This window comes from Janthinobacterium sp. LM6, assembly GCF_002002885.1.
GTDB lineage: Bacteria > Pseudomonadota > Gammaproteobacteria > Burkholderiales > Burkholderiaceae_D > Janthinobacterium > Janthinobacterium kumbetense.
Genome location: NZ_CP019510.1, coordinates 5,527,559 through 5,546,925, shown reverse-complemented (window position 1 = coordinate 5,546,925; position 19,367 = coordinate 5,527,559). Strand labels below are relative to the sequence as shown.

Annotated in this window: 21 protein-coding genes; 8 read left to right on the top strand and 13 right to left on the bottom strand. The window is 57.1% G+C overall.

The features are described from left to right. Positions 1–95: 95 nt before the first annotated feature. The 3 genes from BZG29_RS27960 to BZG29_RS24325 all read left to right on the top strand — a co-directional run bounded on the left by BZG29_RS27960 (position 96) and on the right by BZG29_RS24325 (position 2,416). Positions 96–641 (top strand): hypothetical protein, encoded by a 546-nt coding sequence (locus tag BZG29_RS27960; RefSeq protein ID WP_150131043.1) that lies wholly within the window; start codon positions 96–98, stop codon positions 639–641. Between the two features lie 765 nt (positions 642–1,406). Continuing rightward, positions 1,407–1,871, top strand: a complete 465-nt coding sequence (locus BZG29_RS24330; protein ID WP_077408306.1) for a hypothetical protein — start codon at positions 1,407–1,409, stop codon at positions 1,869–1,871. Positions 1,872–2,080: 209 nt separating this feature from the next. Further along, entirely contained in the window at positions 2,081–2,416 is a 336-nt protein-coding gene (locus BZG29_RS24325) for an FKBP-type peptidyl-prolyl cis-trans isomerase (protein ID WP_077408304.1), read from the top strand. A 16-nt stretch (positions 2,417–2,432) separates the two neighbouring features. On the opposite strand, the gene BZG29_RS24320 is transcribed toward BZG29_RS24325, so the two are convergent. Both BZG29_RS24320 and BZG29_RS24315 read right to left on the bottom strand, forming a co-directional pair. Beyond that, the gene (locus BZG29_RS24320; RefSeq protein WP_077408302.1) at positions 2,433–2,909 is read right to left on the bottom strand and encodes a DUF2726 domain-containing protein; all 477 of its coding nucleotides are present in this window, start codon (positions 2,907–2,909) and stop codon (positions 2,433–2,435) included. 94 nt (positions 2,910–3,003) lie between these two features. Further along, positions 3,004–3,717 (bottom strand): YjjG family noncanonical pyrimidine nucleotidase, encoded by a 714-nt coding sequence (locus BZG29_RS24315; protein WP_077408300.1) that lies wholly within the window; start codon positions 3,715–3,717, stop codon positions 3,004–3,006. Positions 3,718–3,846: 129 nt separating this feature from the next. Between BZG29_RS24315 and BZG29_RS24310 the strand changes: the two genes are divergently transcribed. Beyond that, positions 3,847–4,572 (top strand): pyridoxine 5'-phosphate synthase, encoded by a 726-nt coding sequence (locus tag BZG29_RS24310; protein WP_077408298.1) that lies wholly within the window; start codon positions 3,847–3,849, stop codon positions 4,570–4,572. Continuing rightward, positions 4,560–5,090 carry a DUF2947 family protein gene (locus BZG29_RS24305; RefSeq protein ID WP_077408296.1) on the top strand — a complete coding sequence of 177 codons (531 nt, stop codon included), beginning with the start codon at positions 4,560–4,562 and terminating at the stop codon, positions 5,088–5,090. The genes BZG29_RS24310 and BZG29_RS24305 overlap by 13 nt, the downstream gene beginning before the upstream one ends. 55 nt (positions 5,091–5,145) lie before the next feature. Here the strand turns inward: BZG29_RS24305 and BZG29_RS27950 are convergent, their stop codons facing one another. From BZG29_RS27950 to BZG29_RS24290, 3 genes are all read right to left on the bottom strand, one after another. Next, on the bottom strand, positions 5,146–5,547 hold the full coding sequence (locus BZG29_RS27950) for an STY0301 family protein (RefSeq protein WP_150131042.1): 402 nt from the start codon (positions 5,545–5,547) through the stop codon (positions 5,146–5,148). Continuing rightward, positions 5,544–5,912: a BPSL0067 family protein gene (locus BZG29_RS24295; protein WP_077408292.1), complete on the bottom strand. Its 369-nt coding sequence runs from the start codon at positions 5,910–5,912 to the stop codon at positions 5,544–5,546. The genes BZG29_RS27950 and BZG29_RS24295 overlap by 4 nt, the downstream gene beginning before the upstream one ends. Positions 5,913–6,038: 126 nt before the next feature. Continuing rightward, positions 6,039–6,533 carry a DUF4265 domain-containing protein gene (locus BZG29_RS24290; protein ID WP_077408290.1) on the bottom strand — a complete coding sequence of 165 codons (495 nt, stop codon included), beginning with the start codon at positions 6,531–6,533 and terminating at the stop codon, positions 6,039–6,041. A 163-nt stretch (positions 6,534–6,696) separates the two neighbouring features. Between BZG29_RS24290 and BZG29_RS24285 the strand changes: the two genes are divergently transcribed. After that, positions 6,697–7,062, top strand: a complete 366-nt coding sequence (locus BZG29_RS24285) for a GFA family protein (RefSeq protein ID WP_253192690.1) — start codon at positions 6,697–6,699, stop codon at positions 7,060–7,062. An 8-nt stretch (positions 7,063–7,070) separates the two neighbouring features. On the opposite strand, the gene BZG29_RS24280 is transcribed toward BZG29_RS24285, so the two are convergent. Continuing rightward, a complete protein-coding gene (locus BZG29_RS24280; protein WP_077408286.1) occupies positions 7,071–7,676 on the bottom strand; it encodes a glutathione S-transferase in 606 nt (201 codons plus the stop codon). A 68-nt stretch (positions 7,677–7,744) separates the two neighbouring features. After that, on the bottom strand, positions 7,745–8,464 hold the full coding sequence (locus BZG29_RS24275; protein ID WP_077409270.1) for a Crp/Fnr family transcriptional regulator: 720 nt from the start codon (positions 8,462–8,464) through the stop codon (positions 7,745–7,747). Positions 8,465–9,016: 552 nt separating this feature from the next. Between BZG29_RS24275 and BZG29_RS24270 the strand changes: the two genes are divergently transcribed. After that, positions 9,017–10,702, top strand: a complete 1,686-nt coding sequence (locus tag BZG29_RS24270; RefSeq protein WP_077408284.1) for a methyl-accepting chemotaxis protein — start codon at positions 9,017–9,019, stop codon at positions 10,700–10,702. A 12-nt stretch (positions 10,703–10,714) separates the two neighbouring features. Here the strand turns inward: BZG29_RS24270 and BZG29_RS24265 are convergent, their stop codons facing one another. After that, positions 10,715–10,933, bottom strand: coding sequence for an oxidoreductase-like domain-containing protein (locus BZG29_RS24265; protein WP_077408282.1), 219 nt, complete (start codon positions 10,931–10,933; stop codon positions 10,715–10,717). Between the two features lie 375 nt (positions 10,934–11,308). Here BZG29_RS24265 and BZG29_RS24260 point away from each other — a divergent pair, with 375 nt between their 5' ends. Then, positions 11,309–12,859, top strand: a complete 1,551-nt coding sequence (locus BZG29_RS24260) for a DEAD/DEAH box helicase (protein ID WP_077408280.1) — start codon at positions 11,309–11,311, stop codon at positions 12,857–12,859. Between the two features lie 213 nt (positions 12,860–13,072). On the opposite strand, the gene BZG29_RS24255 is transcribed toward BZG29_RS24260, so the two are convergent. The 5 genes from BZG29_RS24255 to BZG29_RS24235 form a co-directional block, all read right to left on the bottom strand. Then, positions 13,073–14,311, bottom strand: coding sequence for a lipopolysaccharide biosynthesis protein (locus tag BZG29_RS24255; RefSeq protein ID WP_077408278.1), 1,239 nt, complete (start codon positions 14,309–14,311; stop codon positions 13,073–13,075). 403 nt (positions 14,312–14,714) lie between these two features. Next, complete coding sequence (locus tag BZG29_RS24250) at positions 14,715–16,661, bottom strand: nucleoside-diphosphate sugar epimerase/dehydratase (RefSeq protein WP_077408276.1); 1,947 nt, start codon at positions 16,659–16,661, stop codon at positions 14,715–14,717. A 100-nt stretch (positions 16,662–16,761) separates the two neighbouring features. Continuing rightward, positions 16,762–17,322: a sugar transferase gene (locus BZG29_RS24245; protein WP_077408274.1), complete on the bottom strand. Its 561-nt coding sequence runs from the start codon at positions 17,320–17,322 to the stop codon at positions 16,762–16,764. Positions 17,323–17,332: 10 nt separating this feature from the next. Then, positions 17,333–18,310 carry an SDR family oxidoreductase gene (locus BZG29_RS24240; protein ID WP_077408272.1) on the bottom strand — a complete coding sequence of 326 codons (978 nt, stop codon included), beginning with the start codon at positions 18,308–18,310 and terminating at the stop codon, positions 17,333–17,335. Then, positions 18,294–19,367 (bottom strand): DUF1972 domain-containing protein, encoded by a 1,074-nt coding sequence (locus BZG29_RS24235; protein WP_077408270.1) that lies wholly within the window; start codon positions 19,365–19,367, stop codon positions 18,294–18,296. The genes BZG29_RS24240 and BZG29_RS24235 overlap by 17 nt, the downstream gene beginning before the upstream one ends.

The window sequence follows — 19,367 nt, the reverse complement described above, 5'->3', positions numbered from 1 at the left end:
GGTTAAGACTGTTGGAAAACACTGTTAGAATATATCTACCTGTTAGAAATGGCAGGCCCTATATTTCCAACATTGATTTGTGTTGATATTTGTAGGTGTTAGAAATCGTTCGTTTTCTAACACCCTCTCGCTTAAGCTATACTTGCTTTTTTGAGAACGAAGAGGGTGCTGTGACTTTAGACTTCAACACGCCGTTAGCTGGAGTGACATTGCTTCAAGTAATTACGATTTCGATTGCCACTGTCGGCGCGGTGCTGGGTGTGGTGAACACTTGGGCGAGTGTGGACAAATCAAGAATAAAACTCCGTGTCAGGCCGGCTCACGCAATTCCTTATGGTGGAGCACCCCAACACATCGGCATGAGTATTACAGTAACGAATCTCAGCGCATTCGCTGTCACTATCAACGAGGTCGGCGTGCTCTATCGGAAGGCAGGGAATCGGGGCGCAATTGTCACGCCAATTTTAGGCGACGACGGCAAATGGCCCAGACGACTGGAGCCAAGGTCATCCGTAACGATTTATGCGCAGCGGCCTGAGTCGAATACACGCCGCATTAAATGTGCTTACGCGACAACTGCATGCGGTGTAACGAAAAAGGGAAGTTCCGCAGCCCTTCGTCAAATGGCGCGTGAAGGCTAACATCCGCTGATTTGGGACTATCTTCGGGTGAGGCGCAACCATAGGCCAGTGGCGCGTGAAAGCGATACAGGATTTCCGGTATCAGCCTGGCCGGCAGTTAGCCCTGTGCGCTGGCGCTGTTTGAAACCCGCTCAAAACTGAGCAGGTCGCCGCAGTCACTGCCGACCAGCGCCAGCAACTGGCAATCCACGTAGGCGCTCACTTCCACCGAAGATGCTCACATAGTTTTTTGAGCACCTTCGGAAATTCGCCGCTCACAGCCGCCAGGTCCAGCCCTCTTTCATGCCTCCCTTGATTGCCGCCACGCCAAGGGCCTTTTGTGTCCGCCGCACTGTCGCCCAAGAATAACCGGCACCGTCCGCATCAGCTTTGATTGGGCGCGTTGGTAATTGCCCGTCTGCCAATAAGTCGCGCAGGAACTGCTCTGCGTCCAATCATGTAGTCGCAATTGAGTACGCCGCAGATCATCCTCGTTGTTCAATGTGGCTATGGTTGGGTTTGTGTCTGAATGATGGACCTGACCCTGCCATTGCTGCCATTGTGACCCTGCCATTGGGAGTTGGGATGTTGGCAATCGGCGCAAATGGTTCGACGCTATGCGCATTTCTCAGCTGGACATTTGGCGGCACATGCCGCAAATTTGCCGGTGCTTATCATTGCTACTTGATGTGTCTTATTGGTTGTGGTAATTTGTTTTTAGGTAACATTTTTAATTTTCTGGTTGTGATGATTTGCCTTTAATGCACTTTTGTTTTAAGGAAAAAAATGACTCATAATTTTGAACGTTTGCGAGATCATATCTTACCGCTCTCACACTCCAAGGTATTCGAACAAGCGCGATTGGAGTGGAAGCTCGATTCAGTTGAGGTAAGTGATGAGTTCGATTCATGCCCGTGTGGCAAGGAGATCAAGGAGCATTGCTATATCAGAAATACCGTTACGGGTAATCAGACGTATGTAGGAAACGTGTGCGTCAATCGTTTCATGGAAATAGATACGGGTACGTTATTTTCTGGCCTTAAGAAAATTAAGGCTAACCCTACTGCAAATGCAAATTTATCTGTTATTGAGTATGCGGACAGTAAGGGTTTTCTTTTTGAGAAGGAATTAGCTTTCCTTAAGCAAACTGCTAGGAAGAGAAATTTAAGTGTTGCGCAGAAATCTTGGAAAGAAAAAATTAATAATCGCATCTTGAACGAAACTGTTGTCCAGCGTAGAACGACTAGATAAAAAACTGGAACGAATCCACTGTTCGATAGCTGTTTTTTGCGTATTGGCTAGATAGATCATGTGTCTCATAATCCGTTGGTGCCGTGTTCGACTCACGGAAGCCCCACCAGAATTTGCAGCAATAGAACAAGCCCCGGCGGGTCACTGCCGGGGCTTTTTTCGTGCTGTCGTACAATCGCGGCATTGATATTTCTCAAGGGTGAAACGAGATGACGGCTGAAGTGAAGATTGACGATATCGTGGTGGGTGGCGGCAAGGCGGCAGCACGTGGCGCGCTGGTCACGGCCCATTACCGGGGCTGGCTGGAAGATGGGACGGAGTTTGACTCGTCGCACAAGCGGGGCGAGCCTTTCCGCTGTGTGTTGAGCAATAACAAGGTGATCCAGGGCTGGATTCTGGGATTGCACGGCATGCAGGTCGGCGGCACGCGCAAGCTGTGGGTGCCGGCGGCGCTGGCGTATGGCGAGCGGCAGGTGGGCTTGATACCACCGCATTCCAATTTGATCTTCGAGATTGAGTTGCTGGAAGTGCTGACGCGCGATTGATGTCTGGGTGGTGCCATCAGGCTGGAACGACGTCGCCTCTTTGCAGCAACAGTTGCTCGACATCGGCACGCAGCGCCTGCTGGGTGGGGAAGTTGGCATAGCGCAAGGTCACGTAACCGGCCAGCCTGAGCATGGCGTCGCGCTCCTGGTCCTGGCGTTCGCGCCCGGCGTGACTGCTGTCGTCGAGTTCGATGATGGCGATGACGTTCAGTTGCTGGCTGCACAGGACAAAGTCGGCCACCTTGCGGTCGAAACGGTTTCTGTTTGTCCGCCCCTGTGCCGTCACCAGCGCGGAAAATGCCACTTGCGCCAGCACCGTGCATTCCGGCAAGGCCGTTTGCAGCAGGTGGTACATCTGCTGCTCACGCGCCGTCATGACGGGTTTCCTGTGCAGCCGCAGCGGCGCACGGGACCTGGCCGTCTGGCGCTTGGCCCGCATGACGTAAAGCAGGACGAGCGCCGCGATGATAATCAGGAAAGTGAAATTCGGCATGGACTCGCTTCAAGGTGCGGAGTCCTGATGGTACGCGAGAAGCTGGCCATTTTGGCGTCTTCCCGCGCATTTCACATGGTGCGCTTGTTGCAGATCAAGCCTGTTTCAAGTTGACCTGCATCATGTCCAGCGCCGGCACGATGTCGTGCAGGCTGGCCACTTCACAGGTGGGGATGGCGGCCGAGGTGTTGGCCATGCCGTCCGGGTTGAACCAACAGCTGGCGATGCCGTAGCGGTTGGCGCCCAGGATGTCGGCGTCCAGGCGGTCGCCGATGATGATGGTTGTTTCCTTGCTGAACGCGCGCGCCATGTTGGCCGCGTAGTCGAAGAAGCGCACGTCCGGCTTGGCGTGGCCGCACGCTTCGGAGGTGGCGACGAAGGAAATGTAGTCGCTCAAGCCGGAGGCGGCGATGCGGCGGTTCTGGATGGATTCGACGCCGTTGGTGATGATGCCCACTTCGCCGATGCGCGACAGGGTTTCGCATACTTGTTTTGCGCCATCGATGAGCACGACCGTGTCCGGCAGCGATTCCAGATACAAACGACTGGCCAGTTCCGGATCGATGGCGATGCCGTTCAGCGCAAACGTTTTGCGGAAGCGCTCCACTTTCAGAAAATCCTTGCTCACCTCACCCGTTTCGAAACGTTTCCACAGATCGACGTTGATCGCCTGGTACTGGGAAAACAGCGCGTCGATGCCGTCGCGCAAGCCCAGTTCGTGCATGGTGTGCAGAAACGAGCGTTTTTCGGACGCCCGGAAATCGAGCAAGGTATCGTCGAGGTCAAACAGGAATAATTTGTATTTCATGGCATGTTGTTGAAAACGTGGAACTTGTCTTGCATCGTAGCACGTAGTGCCGAGTTCGGTTGGCCATGCCCTGCGCGGGCGATCCGCTACAATCGCTGCCAGACCCGTCACTTTCACTTCATTCCTTCCATGACCCAGCTCTCCGTCAACGTCAATAAAATCGCCCTGCTGCGCAATTCGCGCGGTCGCAATTTCCCGGATCTGCTCGCGTTTTCCGCGCGCTTCCTCGACCTGGGCGCCGCCGGCATCACCTTGCATCCTCGGCCTGACCAGCGCCATGCGCGCTACGACGATGTTGCCGCTTTGCAGCGCCTGTGTGCGGAGCGGGGGCGCGAGCTGAATGTGGAGGGCTATCCGGCCGCGGATTTTCTGGAGGTGGTGAAAAGCGCGCGCCCGGCGCAATGCACCTTGGTGCCCGACATGCCGGGCCAGCTGACGTCCGATCACGGCTGGGACATCGAACGGCATGCGGCGCTGTTGCGCCCTGTCATTGGGGAATTGAACGACCTGGGTATCCGCGTCAGTCTGTTTGTCGATGCCGACTACCCGGCGCTGGAATGGGCGCGCGAGGTGGGCGCGGCGCGGGTCGAGCTGTACACGGAACGGTTTGCCGATAGTTATGGCGGCGCGCAGGCCGAGGCCGTGTTTGACACGTATCTGCAGGCGGCGCGGCGGGCGCAGGCGCTGGGACTGGGCGTGAATGCGGGGCACGACCTCGATTTGCACAACCTGGCGCGCTTCCTGGACATTCCCGGCATCCTGGAAGTGTCGATCGGCCACGCGCTGGTGGTCGAATGCATCGAGCAGGGCATGGACAAGGTGCTGGGCCGCTACCTTGAGATATGTCAATCGTAGGAGACCTGGGCGGCGACGCTGGCCGGCCGCTGCAGCCTGAGCCGGACTGGCCCTTCTTCGATGCCGATTTTTTCATATCGGCAGGGACGCTGGCGCAGGTGCAGGCGCTGACGCCCGATGCGGCGGCGCAACTATGGATACGCCATGTGTCGGCCCATCCCGATGAAATACACCCAATGCAGTTGCGCGACGGGCACCGCCTGCAGACGACAGTGTCGGGGCCGGACTGGCTGGCCGAGTTCGATGCCGTTTCCAGCGAATACCCGGCGCAGGATGGCCGCGTGGCAAGGTTTCTCTCTTCCCACTTTCCACTTGCCGGCGCGGCGCCCGTCTTTTTCATGGCCAGCCGGACACTTGTCTATGCGCTGACACCGGCCGCGCTTGCCGCATGCTGGCCTTGCTTGCTGGCCATTTCTGACGAAGGACCGCTGCTGTACCAGCCTGCCACGGGAAAGTTTGTTTATTTCTCGCCACAGGGGGCGCTGGCGGGAGGTGAGGACGGACTGCAGTCCGTTTAACGGGATGCGTACATGCGGTGGCGATAGCCGCTCCGTTGCATGCCAGCCGTATTGCCTATTTGCACTGAAACCTGACCATTTTTGTTCGCTGTGCAATGGCTGCGACGCACTGTCTGACGCCTGGCAAAGCCATGCGCAGGTAGCGTTCGGTACCCGCATACAGGCAGTCCACCTGAAACAGATACTCGGGCGCATCAAAATTGATGTCCCAGCGTTGATGCAAGGTGCCGTTGCGTGTCCATTCCTTGTCCGGGGCCAGGATAGGCAACCCTTCGCCAGCTGCTGGCGGCTGATCCGCCGGATAGGACAGCACGCGTACGCCATCGAGTTTGCTGGCCGGCAGGTTCCAGCTTGAGGGAGGCGCTTGCGGGCAAGAAACGGACGCAATGGGGGCCGCGGCAGTTGGCCGTATCGCCGCGGCAGCGATGACCAATGTCGCCAGTGCAAGCGGCTTCATTCCACTACCGAATAGAGTTCGGGACGATTCGATGCCCCCGCCGCCGAACGGCCGAAGTAGATCACGCGGGCGCTGGGCTTGTGGTTACGCCACTGGTCGAAAATTTCTATGCCGCCAGGCACCTGGCGGATGAACAGCGCCGCATGATTGCCCTGCCGCAGATTCTGATAGCGGCCGTTGACGAAGGTGGCAATCACTGTGCCTTTCGCGATACCGCCTTGTTCCAGCAGATCCGGCACCTTGTCTCCTTCGCGCCAAAGCGATGAGGCACGGGCGCCGGTGAGGTGCCTGACCAGGGTAACGCACTCGCCATTTCCCACGAACTCTTTTTGCTTCGCATAATCGGCACGCGCAATGTAGGGCATAGCGTTGCTCTCTGTGGTTGACGATAGAGGAGAGCGTACGCAAGGCGTGGGTCAGCATCTTGATGTGGGCCAGAGCAATACGGAGCATTGACATGTGTCATGGGCCCGCCTGGTGCACGGACAACCTTACATATCCACCCACCAGTTAAGCAAGGTTTCATCATCGTCGTCATCGAGGTTGACGTAGATGTTGGCGAAATACCATTCCACGCCCGTTGCTTCTCGGAAGGCGTCGAAGGGGCCGTTGACGCTGTAGATGCCGTGATGTCCCGGCACGCTGAAGGTGAGGTTGCCCTTGTACTGGCCATCCAGGGTGCCGCCCAGCTGGCTTTGCACGTCGCGCTCGAGCTGGTCCACTGCCTCTTGCGACACGTCGTCGGCATCGTAGATATGGATGCAGAAGTTGCCGCCGCGCTTTAAGACTTCGGCGGGGGCGAGCGGGTTGGCGATGTTGACGATGTCGCCGCGTGCCAGGTTCAGGGTCAGGCCGGGCGAGGCCAGCAGTTCGTAGACGTGCTCGTCGATCTGGCGCGCCGGCAGGGTTTCATACACGGGACCGCTGGTGTTTTCGCCTGCCAGTACGCGGATGTGCGGCAAGCCTTCGCAATTGATGTCTTCCATTTATTCTTTCATAGTGCCGACGCCATGTGCTGCCAGGCGCGCCAGGTAGAGGGTTGTGGCAATATTGTACCGGGTACGTATCTGCTGGCAGAGCACGCAACGGTGCAAACGAGGAGAAACAATGGAGAATGTGGTGCAAACAGGCGGCTGTCTATGTGGCGCGGTGCGCTTTGAAGTAAGCGGCGAGGGTAGCAATGCGCACAGCTGCTCCTGCCGCAATTGCCAGCAGCATACGGGCGCGCCGACGGTGGCGTGGGTGGAGTTTGCGCGCGATCAAGTGCGCTGGACGGGCACGGCCGGCGCTCCGGCCACCTACCGCTCTTCCGATTATTCCAGCCGGGCCTTTTGCGCCGCTTGCGGCAGTTCCATCGGCGCCATCGACGACGCGCCGACGGTGGCCTTGTTGGTGGGCAGTTTTGACGACCCAGCCCAGGCCGCGTTTGCGCCCGAATATCACTCGTTTGACGACGTCAGGCCGGGCTGGTGGCAGGTTGACCTTGCCGCTGCCGCACCCACTTCCGGCGATTAACCGGCGCGTCAGACTGGCGGCGTGGCCAGGAAGGCGGGCAGGGTTTCCGCCGAGCGCGTGTAGGCGTGCACGGCAGGATAGTCGGCCGGCTTGACGATATCGGGCGTTTCCAGCTGGGCGAAGCTCCAGCCCACGGCGATGGTCACGCCCGCCTGGTCGATACTGCCCGTCTCGCCAGGCAGGGGCAGTTGCGCGCATTCCTGCTCCAGCGCATTCCAGGCGGCATGCAGTTGCATGCTGACCCGTTCCAGCCACGGCGCGTGTTGCTTGTCGAGCGGACGCAGCTTGCGTTCATAGACGATCTGCACGACTTTTTCATAGGCCGCCAGCGCCAGGCCCGTCAGGCGCAGCGCGCGCACGCTGTCGGCGAGGGCGGGGACGGCGGTGTCCGGACGCAGCAGCGACAGATATTGCAGGATCAAGGTGGAATCCATCAGCACTTGCCCATCGTCCAGGACCAGGGTCGGCACCTTGATGACGGGGTTGATCTTGCGCACGGCATCCATGTTGCGGAACACGGATAGCGGCAAGTGCTCGTAGGAAATTCCCTGCAGTTGCAAACAGATGGCGACCCTGCGCACATAGGGCGAGTCGAGCATGCCGATCAGTTTCATGGCCAGTCTCCGGAGTAGTCAGGAGTATCTACGATACCCGCTTGCCTGCCCGGTGGCCAGCGTCGTGCTTAATTGTGTGCGCTGATACCGCTGCGGAACTGTTCGAAACCGGCGCGGGCTGCCTTGTAGCAATTGCCGGCGGCCGCTTCCAGGCCTTCGCGGTCGAGCACTTCGACCGTGCCGCGGCGGTACTGGATCAAGCCTTCATCCTGCAGCTTGCGGGCGGTGACGGTGACGCTTTCGCGGCGCACGCCCAGCATGTTGGCCATGGTGTCTTGCGTGACCTTCAGCTCGTTCGACAGCGAGCGGTCGAGGCGGTCGAGCAGCCAGCGGCACAGCTTTTGCTCGATGCTGCAATGACGGCCCCCCACCACGTTCTGTGCCATTTGCGCAAACATGGCGCTGGTATAGCGCATCAACAATTGCGCCAGCGCGCCGCCTTCATTGAACACTTCGCGCAGGAAGGCCGTTTTCAGGCGATAACCATAACCGGCCGTTTGCACGATGGCCGTGCAGGTGGCGCGCTCGGCTTCGTACAGTACCACGCCGGCCACGCCTTCGCGGCCGATGACGGCGATCTCGGTGGTGGCGCCGTCTTCCATCACATACAGCAGGGAAACGATGGCGTTGGTGGGGAAGTATGTGTAGTCAATCTTGCCGCCACAGTCGAACAGATGCTTGCCGGCAGGCAAAGCGACCAGTTCCAGTTGGCAAAACAGGCGCTCCAGATCGGCGCGCGACAAGGCGCGCAGCAATTCGTTCTGTTGCGCGCCCGTGATGCTGATCATGGGCGTGGCGGGAGCGGCTTGCCAGTTGTGCTGGACGGCGGCGTGGGTATTCGTTGCCGGTGTCAGGTTGCTATAAGCTTTGTACATGGTAGGGCCTCGTCTTCTGATTTTGTTGGATGGCGCTGCTTTTCTGGCTTGCTAGCGTTGTGCTGAATCTTGTATCCACTATAGAACCAGGGGGCGCGGACGGGCATCGGATGAGCCGACGCGCTTATGTAGGCTAGGAACATTGCCTCGTGTCATCCGACTCCTACGCCTGTTCCTGCATTTTTCCCTATGGAAACAGCCCCACTTGAGCAAAAACTACGCCACGCTAGCCGCGAACTTTGGCCGCATGCCGCGATCAAACCACTCTGCGTCTAGTGCGACGGTGATAAAATGTTGCACTGCGGAAATTTGGTTTGTGCCGGTATGAGTTGCTGCACTTGCTCTCCTACACTGCTCCCTTTCCCGCAGCCTGCCCTCACTGCGCGCGCCGTGCCTTTGCCAGCGCGCGGCGGGTCTTGTCCCGCGGTCTTGTCCCGTTTACCCGTTTATGAAGGAAAGCAACGCATGAAATGGTTCTTTGATTTGAAAATTGCCACCAAGCTGATCTTGTCGTTTGGCGCCGTGCTGCTGTTGACGGCCGCGCTGGGCGTGTCGGCGATCTTTTCCATGGCGCGCATCAATACCGCGTCGACGGATCTGTCTGATAATTGGATGCCCAGCGTGCTGGCGGCCATGTCCATGCGCAGCGACGTCAGCGATTTTCGCCGCTGGGAACTGGCGCACATGCTGGCCGCACAGGATGCCGACATGGCGCAGAATGAAACGCGCATGACGGAAACCCAGGCCAAACTGAAGGTGGACGGCGACAAGTACCGCAGCCTGATTTCGGAACCGGGCGAGAAGGAAGTGTTCGAGCGCTTCCTGGCGCTCAACGATGAATTCATGCGCCTGCACGCAACCATGCTGAGCCTGTCGCGCGAGATGAAAAAGGAAGAGGCGCGCGCGCTGGCCGTGGGGCCGTCCGCCCAGGTCATGGCGGACATGATGACGGTCCTCGATAAACTGGTGTCGATCAATACGGATGGCGGCGTGCGCTCGAGCGCCAGCGCCGACGCAACCTATGCGGCCTCGCGCGCCAGCCTGATCGGCTTGCTGGTGGGCATCGTCGTCATCGGCATGCTGCTGGCGCTGTGGGTGGCGCGCAGCGTGGCGCGTCCGCTGATCGCGGCCGTCGGCGTGGCGCGCCAGGTGGCGGCCGGCGATTTGACGGCACATATTGTTGTGCAATCGCAAGACGAAACGGGGCAATTGATGCAGGCCCTGAAAGACATGAATGCCAGCCTGCAGACGCTGGTGGGCCAGGTACGCAGCGGCACCGATACCATCGCCACGGCGTCGAGCCAGATTGCCGCCGGCAACCAGGACCTGTCGTCGCGTACGGAAGAGCAGGCCAGTTCGTTGGAAGAAACAGCCTCGTCGATGGAAGAGCTGACCTCGACCGTAAAGCAGAATGCGGACAATGCGCGCCAGGCCAACACCATGGCGCTGACCTCGTCGAGCATCGCCATCGAGGGCGGCAAGGTGGTCGGCGAAGTGGTGGGTACGATGGCGTCGATCAATGCTTCGTCGCGCAAGATCGTCGACATCATCGCCGTCATCGACGGCATTGCCTTCCAGACCAATATCCTGGCCCTGAATGCGGCCGTCGAGGCGGCGCGCGCGGGCGAACAGGGGCGCGGCTTTGCCGTCGTTGCGACGGAAGTGCGCAACCTCGCGCAACGCTCGGCCGCCGCGGCCAAGGATATCAAGGTGCTGATCGGCGATTCGGTCGAGAAGGTCGAGGCGGGATCGAAACTGGTGGACCAGGCGGGCCGCACGATGGATGACATCGTTGCCAGCATCACCCGCGTGACGGACATCATGAGCGAGATCACGGCCGCCAGCAGCGAGCAGAGCGCCGGTATCGAGCAGGTCAACCAGGCCATCGCCCAGATGGACCAGGTGACGCAGCAAAATGCGGCCCTGGTGGAAGAGGCGGCGGCAGCGGCCGAGTCGATGCAGGAGCAGGCCGCCAGCCTGAGCGAAGTGGTCAGCATCTTCAAGCTCGACGCGGCCAGCACCTTTGCAAGCGGGCCGCGCGCGCCCGCCGCCGTCAAGGCGCCGGCAGCCGTGGTGCCGCCAGCGGCGCCGCGTCAACTGGCCAGCACGGCGCGACGTACCGCGCCAGTGGATGAGTGGGAAAGCTTTTAATGAGGTAAGAAATTAAGCGCGCTTGCGCGCTTTCCTGATGCCCTGGGTGGCCGGTGCGGCTGCGGCTTGCTGGCGCTGTTGCCATGCCCTCAGGGCCTCTTCGTAGGCGGCCAGGTCTTCCTGGTACATTTCCAGAATGCAAAAGGTGCAGCCGCTGTGGCAGCACTCGTCATTGCCCGGTTTGCTGGGCGCTTGCGGTGGCGGATCGTGGGGCAGAGGCGGGGTGGGCATGGTGAGGGCAGGGGGCGGCGGAAGAGACATCGGAACTGGCATCGAAGTTGGCATCATACGGCATCCCGGCGGGCCTTTGCTGGAACGCTTTTTGCTCAAAAATCACGGTTTCCGTGTACAGTTGCGGTGAATTAGGGTATCGTTTACAGCACTGATATTGTATCTTCTGCGCGCGATGTTCCGCCGGCGCGATCTCCGCCGCCATCGCAGCACATCTCTTCGACGCTCCCGCATACGCCCTACAGCATGTCCCGGAGCACGGAGGTGCCGCAAGAACAATGATCCATGGCTTGCAAGACGGAGCTGCCTGTGCCCCGAAATGTTGTTTATTGAGAAAGCATGGCTTCCGCAGTGCGGAGGCACACCAGAAAATTTATGTCTGAAACCGAATCGACTCCTACGCCCAGCCCGGCGATTGCCCCTGAAGCGGCGCCCGCCGCCGCTACGCCTGCACCAGCACCTGCCGCATCCGCTGCTCCCAGCCTGACTTTTGCCGACTTTGGCCTCGCGCCTGAAATCCAGCGCGCACTGACCGACCAGGGTTACACCCATCCGACACCGATCCAGGAACAAGCGATCCCCGTGGTGCTGCAAGGCCGCGATGTGATGGGTGCCGCGCAGACGGGCACCGGCAAGACGGCAGGCTTTTCCTTGCCGATCATCCAGTTGCTGATGGCGCATGCCAGCAGCAGCATGTCGCCGGCGCGCCACCCGGTGCGCGCGCTGATCCTGACGCCGACGCGTGAACTGGCGGTGCAGGTGGCCGAAAACGTCAAGGCCTACGCCAAGCATACGCCGCTGCGCTCGACCGTCGTCTTCGGCGGCATGGACATGAAGCCGCAAACCGTCATCCTGCGCGGCGGCGTGGAAATCGTCATCGCCACGCCGGGCCGCTTGCTCGACCATATCGAGCAAAAGAACATCAGCCTGAGCCAGGTGCAGATGCTGGTCATGGATGAAGCCGACCGCATGCTGGACATGGGCTTCTTGCCGGACTTGCAACGCATCATCAACTTGCTGCCGAAGCAGCGCCAGAACCTGATGTTCTCGGCCACGTTCTCGCCAGAAATCAAGAAGCTGGCTGCCACGTTCCTCAACGATCCGCTGACGATCGAAGTGGCGCGCAGCAACCAGACGGCCGACAAGGTCACGCAGGTGGTCTACAAGGTGACGGAAGACCAGAAGCATGCCTTGGTCGCCCATTTGCTGCGCCAGCGCGACCTGAAGCAGGTCATCGTATTCTCGAACACCAAAATCGGCGCCTCGCGCCTGGCCCGCGTGCTGGAACAGGAAGGCATGAGCGCCACGGCGATTCATGGCGACAAGAGCCAGCAGGAACGCATGGCGGCGCTGGAAGCGTTCAAGAAGGGCGAAATCGACGTGCTGGTGGCCACCGACGTGGCGGCGCGCGGCCTGGATATTTCCGACTTGCCTTGCGTCATCAACTTCGACTTGCCGTACAACGCGGAAGATTATGTGCACCGTATCGGCCGCACGGGCCGTGCCGGCGCCTCGGGCGACGCCATTTCGATCTACTCGGATAAGGACGAGCGCTTGCTGGCCGATATCGAGAAACTCATCAAGCAAAGCATCAAGCGCGGTGAATTGACGGGCTTCAATCCGGCTCCTGCCCGCAGCAGCGACAGCGAGCGCCGTCCGCCGCGCCGCAGCGAAGGCAGCGAGGCGCGTCCTGCGCGCGCACCCGAGAGCCGCCATGGCGGCGAGAGTCGCGACAGCCGCTCCGCCGAGCGCGGCGCGCGTCCCGCCTTTGGTCCCGGCGCCCGCCGCGAAAAGGCCGATCCCTGGTTCCTGAAACCGTATGAGCCCGCCAAGGCAGCAGCCCCGGCTGCCGCCAGCATGGCGCCTGCCGCGGCCAAGCCGAAGCAGAAGGTGGCTGCGTTGCTGGGTGGGTTGTTGAAGAACTGACTGTCGCGACTGGCTGCTACCCATGGTCGTTCGGGTAGCAACAGTGCCTGAATTGATGAATGAAACCCAAAAAGTTCAATGCGCACTTTTTGGGTTTTTTTTATGATGAAGAGGCGGAGACGCTACCGCCGGCCTTGAGATGGTCGTGGCCGCCGGATATTGACGGCTGTCGAACCAGTTGGTGGTGCCGGCGTGCGCGTTGTACTATCGCAATCAGCCTTGCAGCTGTTGACGGTTATTCTGCCACCAACGACGCCCCAGCACGAAAAAGATGGAGATGCTCAAGCCTGCCAGCAGGCTGCCTAACAGGGCAACTGAGGTACGGGTTGTCCGATTCTTGGGCAAGCTGGGGCCAGCAATAAACCGTGTTTTTTCCAGATAGAGGCTAATGGCGGAACTATTATCGACACTGATCTTGTTATAGACTTCCTTGATCGTTTCGTCTTCCATATCCTTGCCGCTAAAAACGGTTTTCTTGATTGGTTCCAGTCCTCGCAGAATGGCTTCGCCAGATTTTGTGCTCTCGGCCAATGCTTTCGCGCGATCATAATACTCTGCGAGTATCATATACTGCTTTTGTTCCCGCTTTGCCTTGTAGATGGCTTCATTCGCTTCAGTAATCTCGACTTCGCTAGTCATCAGCTGACTGAGCGGCGACAGGTAGCGCGCCGTATCTTCGGTGATTGATACAAGCTGGCGGGAAGCCTGGCTGGCAGCGTCCGGATAGCGCGTAACGATTTGCTTGAGCCTGACGCCTTTGCGCTGATACGAGTCAATTTTTTCCTTGTTTTCAATGATTTTATTATCCAGCTTGGTAATGGCAGCGGAAATTTCGGAATTTTTAAAGCGCAAAATATCCGTATAAATCATGTAGACAATGGTGTCGACTGTATATCGGCCAAGCAAGCTCACTGCTTGTTGCGCGCTTTCCGGTGTCTTGGCCGCGTAGTTGATGGAAACGGCGATGACATTGTTGTCGGCATCCTTGGTGCTGCTCATCAATTCTTTGGCATCAAGCTTGGTGAACGGAAAGATCGGTTCGATCACCTTGGCAATCCCCCCGCGCGCGGCAAATGTCTGGCTCAACGCGATGACAGTAGGGTCATTCTCTATATTGTTTTGCCGGATAAATTCATTAAAGCGTTCGCTGGTGTTTAATGGCGATGAAAAGCGCTTGTAGTCAGCCAAAGCGATACCGGGGGGCGGTTCTTTGACTTCCTTTCCATCTTTCTCTATTTTTTTCTCGGGAATGGCGCCGCCGAACTGTAAAAAACCTTCACTTTGGTATTTGCCAAGGAATAAGGCGCTGGACGTGCCGAGTATCGCCACCAAAGCGGTTCCCGCCAGAATAACGGCACGCGATTGCCATAAGATAGTGAGGAAATTTGTCAAATTGAAGTCATCATCTTCAACGTAAACTTCCGATTCATTCAATTCGTCATGCTTTTCCATAAGTTCTCTTTTTTAATTTTCCAGCTCACCATTTTCAAGATAAAAATGGCGAGGATATTTCAAAGGGCTAGCCTGCCATGTCGCTCAATCCTGCCGGAGGATGCCGGGCGAATATGATTTCGCGGTATGCATTACCTGAGGAGCGGGAGTTCTCTACGATTATTCTTGAGGAACAATTTGATTGCTATTGAGTGAAAAAAATGTGCCAAGGACAATAATCGATGTTGGTTCTTATATTGCGAGCTTCATTTTTCGGAGAGCAGATTTTTTCACAAAATATTATAGGGAATAATGGGAGGCGTGAAAATAGGCATTTGTTACAATTTGTTAGCTTTCTTGTCTCGTTGCCCATATATTCCCTGCCCCATTGTTATTTGAGGCAGGTTTCAGTCGGTCGCCCGGATCATGTTAAAAAATTACCATCCTTGAGCGGTGGCGACCTATCTTCTGCGGCAGCCTGTCGACGCCGCTGTTCCGTCCAGATCAGGTCTTCGATGCCACATTGCGGTACATATTCGTGAACCGCCCGCAGCAGCAGATTGCGTAGCGCCTCGAAATTGAAGTCATTGCATGCAAGATCCATTTCCTCCAAGATCTTTTTCAAATCTTGCCAAGGCACTTCCGATTCCTCTGCCCGCATGATGAGGGGATGCTCGGTGCCTTCCACATTGCCCCCAATCAATAGCTCTTCATAGAGCTTTTCTCCGGGGCGCAGACCTACATGCTGTATTTCAATACCGTCCGGTGCCGATTTGCTCTTCACTTCCAGGCCACTCAAATGGATCATGCGTTCAGCCAGATCCATGATCTTCACGGGCTCGCCCATGTCAAGAACGAACACATCGCCGCCCGTGCCCATGGCGCCGGCTTGCAGCACAAGTTGGGCGGCCTCAGGAATGGTCATGAAATAACGTGTGATTTCCGGATGGGTCAGGGTGATGGGACCACCGGCCTCGATCTGTCGGCGGAACAGGGGAACGACCGAACCAGACGAGCCCAGAACATTGCCAAAACGAACCATGCAAAAGCGCGTGTGACTCTGTTCGCGTGTAAATGCCTGCAAAATCAGTTCCGCGAGGCGCTTGGTCGTGCCCATCACATTGGTCGGACGTACCGCCTTGTCCGTGGAAATCAGGACAAAATATTTGACATGGGCCGCCATCGCTGCCTTGGCAATGCTGAGCGTGCCGAAGACATTGTTGCGTACCCCTTCAACGGGGTTATGCTCCACCAATGGCACGTGTTTGTAGGCAGCCGCATGATACAGCGTCTCCACCGAGAAGGACTGCAAGATGCGCTGACATTTTTCGGTATCGAGCACGCTGCCGAGGAAGGGCAGGATGTCGACTCCCAGCTCATATCCTTCATTGATGCCTTTTAACTCCTGCTTGATGGAATACAGGGCAAATTCGGACATGTCCAGCAAGACGAGGCGGGCAGGTTTCAATCGGATGATCTGGCGACACAGTTCGGAACCGATCGAGCCGCCAGCGCCCGTGACCATGACGGATTTGCCGATAATGCAACTGGATATCAGCGACAGATCGGGCGATACCTGGTCACGGCCCAGCAAATCTTCAATTTCGATATCGCGGACATCTTGCACGCGTAACTCGCCACTGACCAAGCTTTCCACCGGCGGGGTAACCTTGATCTTGACTTTCAGGTGTTCAAGGCTATTGAGGATTTTTTTCTGTTCGCCTTTGTTCAAGGCAGGCATGGCCAGCAGTATCTCGTTTACCCCATATTTCTCGATCACGTCGGCCAGCGCATTGGACGGATGGACTTTAATGCCAGAAATAGTTGCATCGCGCAATTCTTTCATGTCATCGATGAACGCCACTGGCATGTATTCGCGGCCTGCGCGCAAGGCGCTGGCCAGTTGCACGCCCGCTTTGCCCGCGCCATAGATGGCGACGCGCGTATAGCGACGTCCCATCTGGTGGAGTAGCACACCCCGTGCGAGAAAGCGGCTGGCCACCACGTAGGTCAAGGCACTCACCCAATAAATGCCGAATACGCCGCGCGAGACTCCTGCCATATGCGTCAATAGCCCCGCCAGTGCCAGTAAAACAGCGACCGACAGCGTGACACCGAAGACGACCACATACACGATTTTCTGATCGATGAAGCGGATGACGGCGCGGTACAGGCCAATTTTGATAAAGATGGGGATGGCGACGATGGGGGCCGCAACGATGATCCAAAAATAGCTGAGGAACAAGTTCAGGTTAACGACATCGTAGCGCAAAATAATCGCCAGACAAAAGGTCAATGGCAAGAATATCAAATCAGCAGTAACAGCAATGAGCTGTTTCTTGAACCGTGATAAATCAATAATTAGTTTCATTTTGACGAATAATTACTTTAGAAAGGATAAGGGCAGCGTTGGCTTTGCTGCAAACCGTTGGAATATCGCAAAAACAATACTGTTTCCAATGTAAAACTCATCAATGCGTGACGCCATCGCGGCGTACTACCTTGAGCGCCGTCAGGAGGATAATTTTCAAGTCGAAGAAGAACGATTGCTGCTGCATATAGGCCAGATCGAGTTTGACCTTCTCCGGAATCGGCAATTCATCGCGGCCATTGATCTGCGCCCAGCCGGTCAGGCCTGGCAGTATGCGGTCGACGCCGTATTCTGTCCGTAGCGCGATCAAATCCTGCTGGTTGAACAGGGCGGGACGAGGGCCGACAAAACTCATGTCGCCGCGCAGGATGCTCCACAATTGCGGTAACTCGTCAAGGCTGGACTTGCGCAGGAAGGAGCCTATCGGCGTGAGGAACTGCCCGGGATTCGTGAGCAAGTGCGTTGCCACGGCCGGCGTGTCTATACGCATCGTACGGAACTTTGGCATGCGGAAAATCTTGTTGCGCACCCCGACCCGGTCCGACCAGTAAATGGCAGGCCCTGGAGAGGTGAGCTTGACAAGTATGGCGACGATGAGAATCGGGATGGCAAAGGCCAGCAGCAATACGGAAGAAAGGGCGAAATCAAATAATCTTTTCATTGGAGTATTTTTATTGTTTTGAAGTAAAAGAAGTCACCGTCTTGTTGATGGCGTCCTGCATTGCATGGGGGGGGTGCCAGTTCAGCATGCGTTTGGTCTCGCTAATATCTACTTGCAATGAGTCAAGCAAGCGGCTCGCATCCATCGATTTTCCTGCCAGGCGTGCCAACGCCACAAGCAGGCAGGGAGGAACGGGTATCAGCCAAATATGTTTTTTCATGCCGCTTGCCAACATGCGCAGTAACTGTGCAATGCTGACATCGTGGTCATCTGACACAAGGAATATTTTCCCTGGTGCCTGTGCATGCCATGTACTGAGCGCAATCAAATCAACAAAATTATCCAGTGCAACCATACTGCGGACATTGTGTACGGCGCCGAATGGTAATGGTACACCGCGCTGTACCAAACGCATCAATCGTTCAAAATTTGCGCGTACGCCAGGCCCGTAGATCAGCGGTGGACGCAGTATAACGATTTCCATGCCCGTTTCGCGACCAATGGCCAGCAGGGCCTGTTCGGCTTCGTGTTTGGACGTGCCGTAGGGGTCTTGTGGATTCGCTGCATCACTGGCCTGGAACGGGCGACCAGGAAGCGTTTGCTCGCCATTCACCTTTAACGAACTGATGAAGATGAATCTGCGGACGCCGGCATCCGCTGCCTGGCGGGCCAGATTGATGCTGCCTTGCACGTTGATACGACGAAATTCGTCCGCAGGAGACGCTGCCGTGTCTCGCATGACGTGGACCCTGGCCGCAAGATGAACGACCACCTCCACACCATTGAGCGCCGCGCGCCAATCCTGTGCTTCAAGCGCATCGTCGCACTGGAAGAACGTCATGTTTGGCGCCGCGCATGGGATGTGGCTACGGGCTGCGCACACCACGCGCGTCCCGGCCTGGACGCCAAGATGCTGTGTCAGCGCCCGGCCGACAAAGCCCGAGGCACCCGTCACGAGAAAACTGCGGGGGTTAAAAGATGTCTGCATAGCCGCTCGAAATTCTGTTCCATGTATACAATTGATCCGCCAATTGTTTCATCTGATGTCCCAAGAGCGTCAACTTGGCCTCGGTCAGGCTGTTCAGCAGTGCAGTTAATTCTGCAGACGTATCAAAAAAATAAGCCTGCTGGTTGGTGGTTTCGCGGTTGAAGATGCAGCCATAGGCAAGCACCGGCAAGCCCAGGCTCATCGCTTCGACCAGCGAAGGATTGGTTCCGCCAGCGCTGTGGCCGTGGACATATACTTGGCAGGCAGCGCGTAGCTGATTCAGGATAGTGTGATCGTAGATGGGGTCGAGCAAATGCAAATGGGCAATTCCGGCATATTTTTGCCGTAATTGCTTGCCATATTCGCTATTGTCCCAGTTGCCCACGATAACAAGATCCATCGTGGGTGCGCTGGCGAATGCCTCGATGATCATGTCGATATTGTTTTCAGGCTCGATGCGGCATACTTTAAATGCGTACTTCACGCGATCGAGCTCATATTTTGCCAATATGGCATCATCCCGCTGTGGACGTACAGCATGGTCGCCACCATAGGCGATCAGTGCGCTATCGCGTCCATATTGCGTTTTGACATAGTCCTGGATCGCTTTGTTGTCCGTCACGACCTGGTCGGCATAGCGTACGGCGGCCGATTCCGATAGTTTCAGGAACCATTTGGCAAAGCCGCTCCATTTGGCCCGGCGCCACTCGAGGCCATCAATATTGATGACAAATTTTTTGCGCGATATGAGCTTCAGCACAGGCATGAAGACGCAGCCGGAAACGCCCAAGACCACGATCGTATCGGCATAACGGATGGCTTTCAACATCGACCACAGGTCATAGATGATGCTTTGCATGCCGTTGGCATCGAGGTTGATGTAGACCAGTTTGGCGCCATTATAGGTTGCCAGCTTCTCCGGGTATTTTTCAGCACAGCAATACACGGTGAAATCGAAGGAAGTGGACAAGTGCGCCGTCAGGTGGTCGACAAGTGTTTCCCATCCTCCATATTTGGCTGGTAATCCGACGGAACCTACGATAGCGATTTTTTTCAT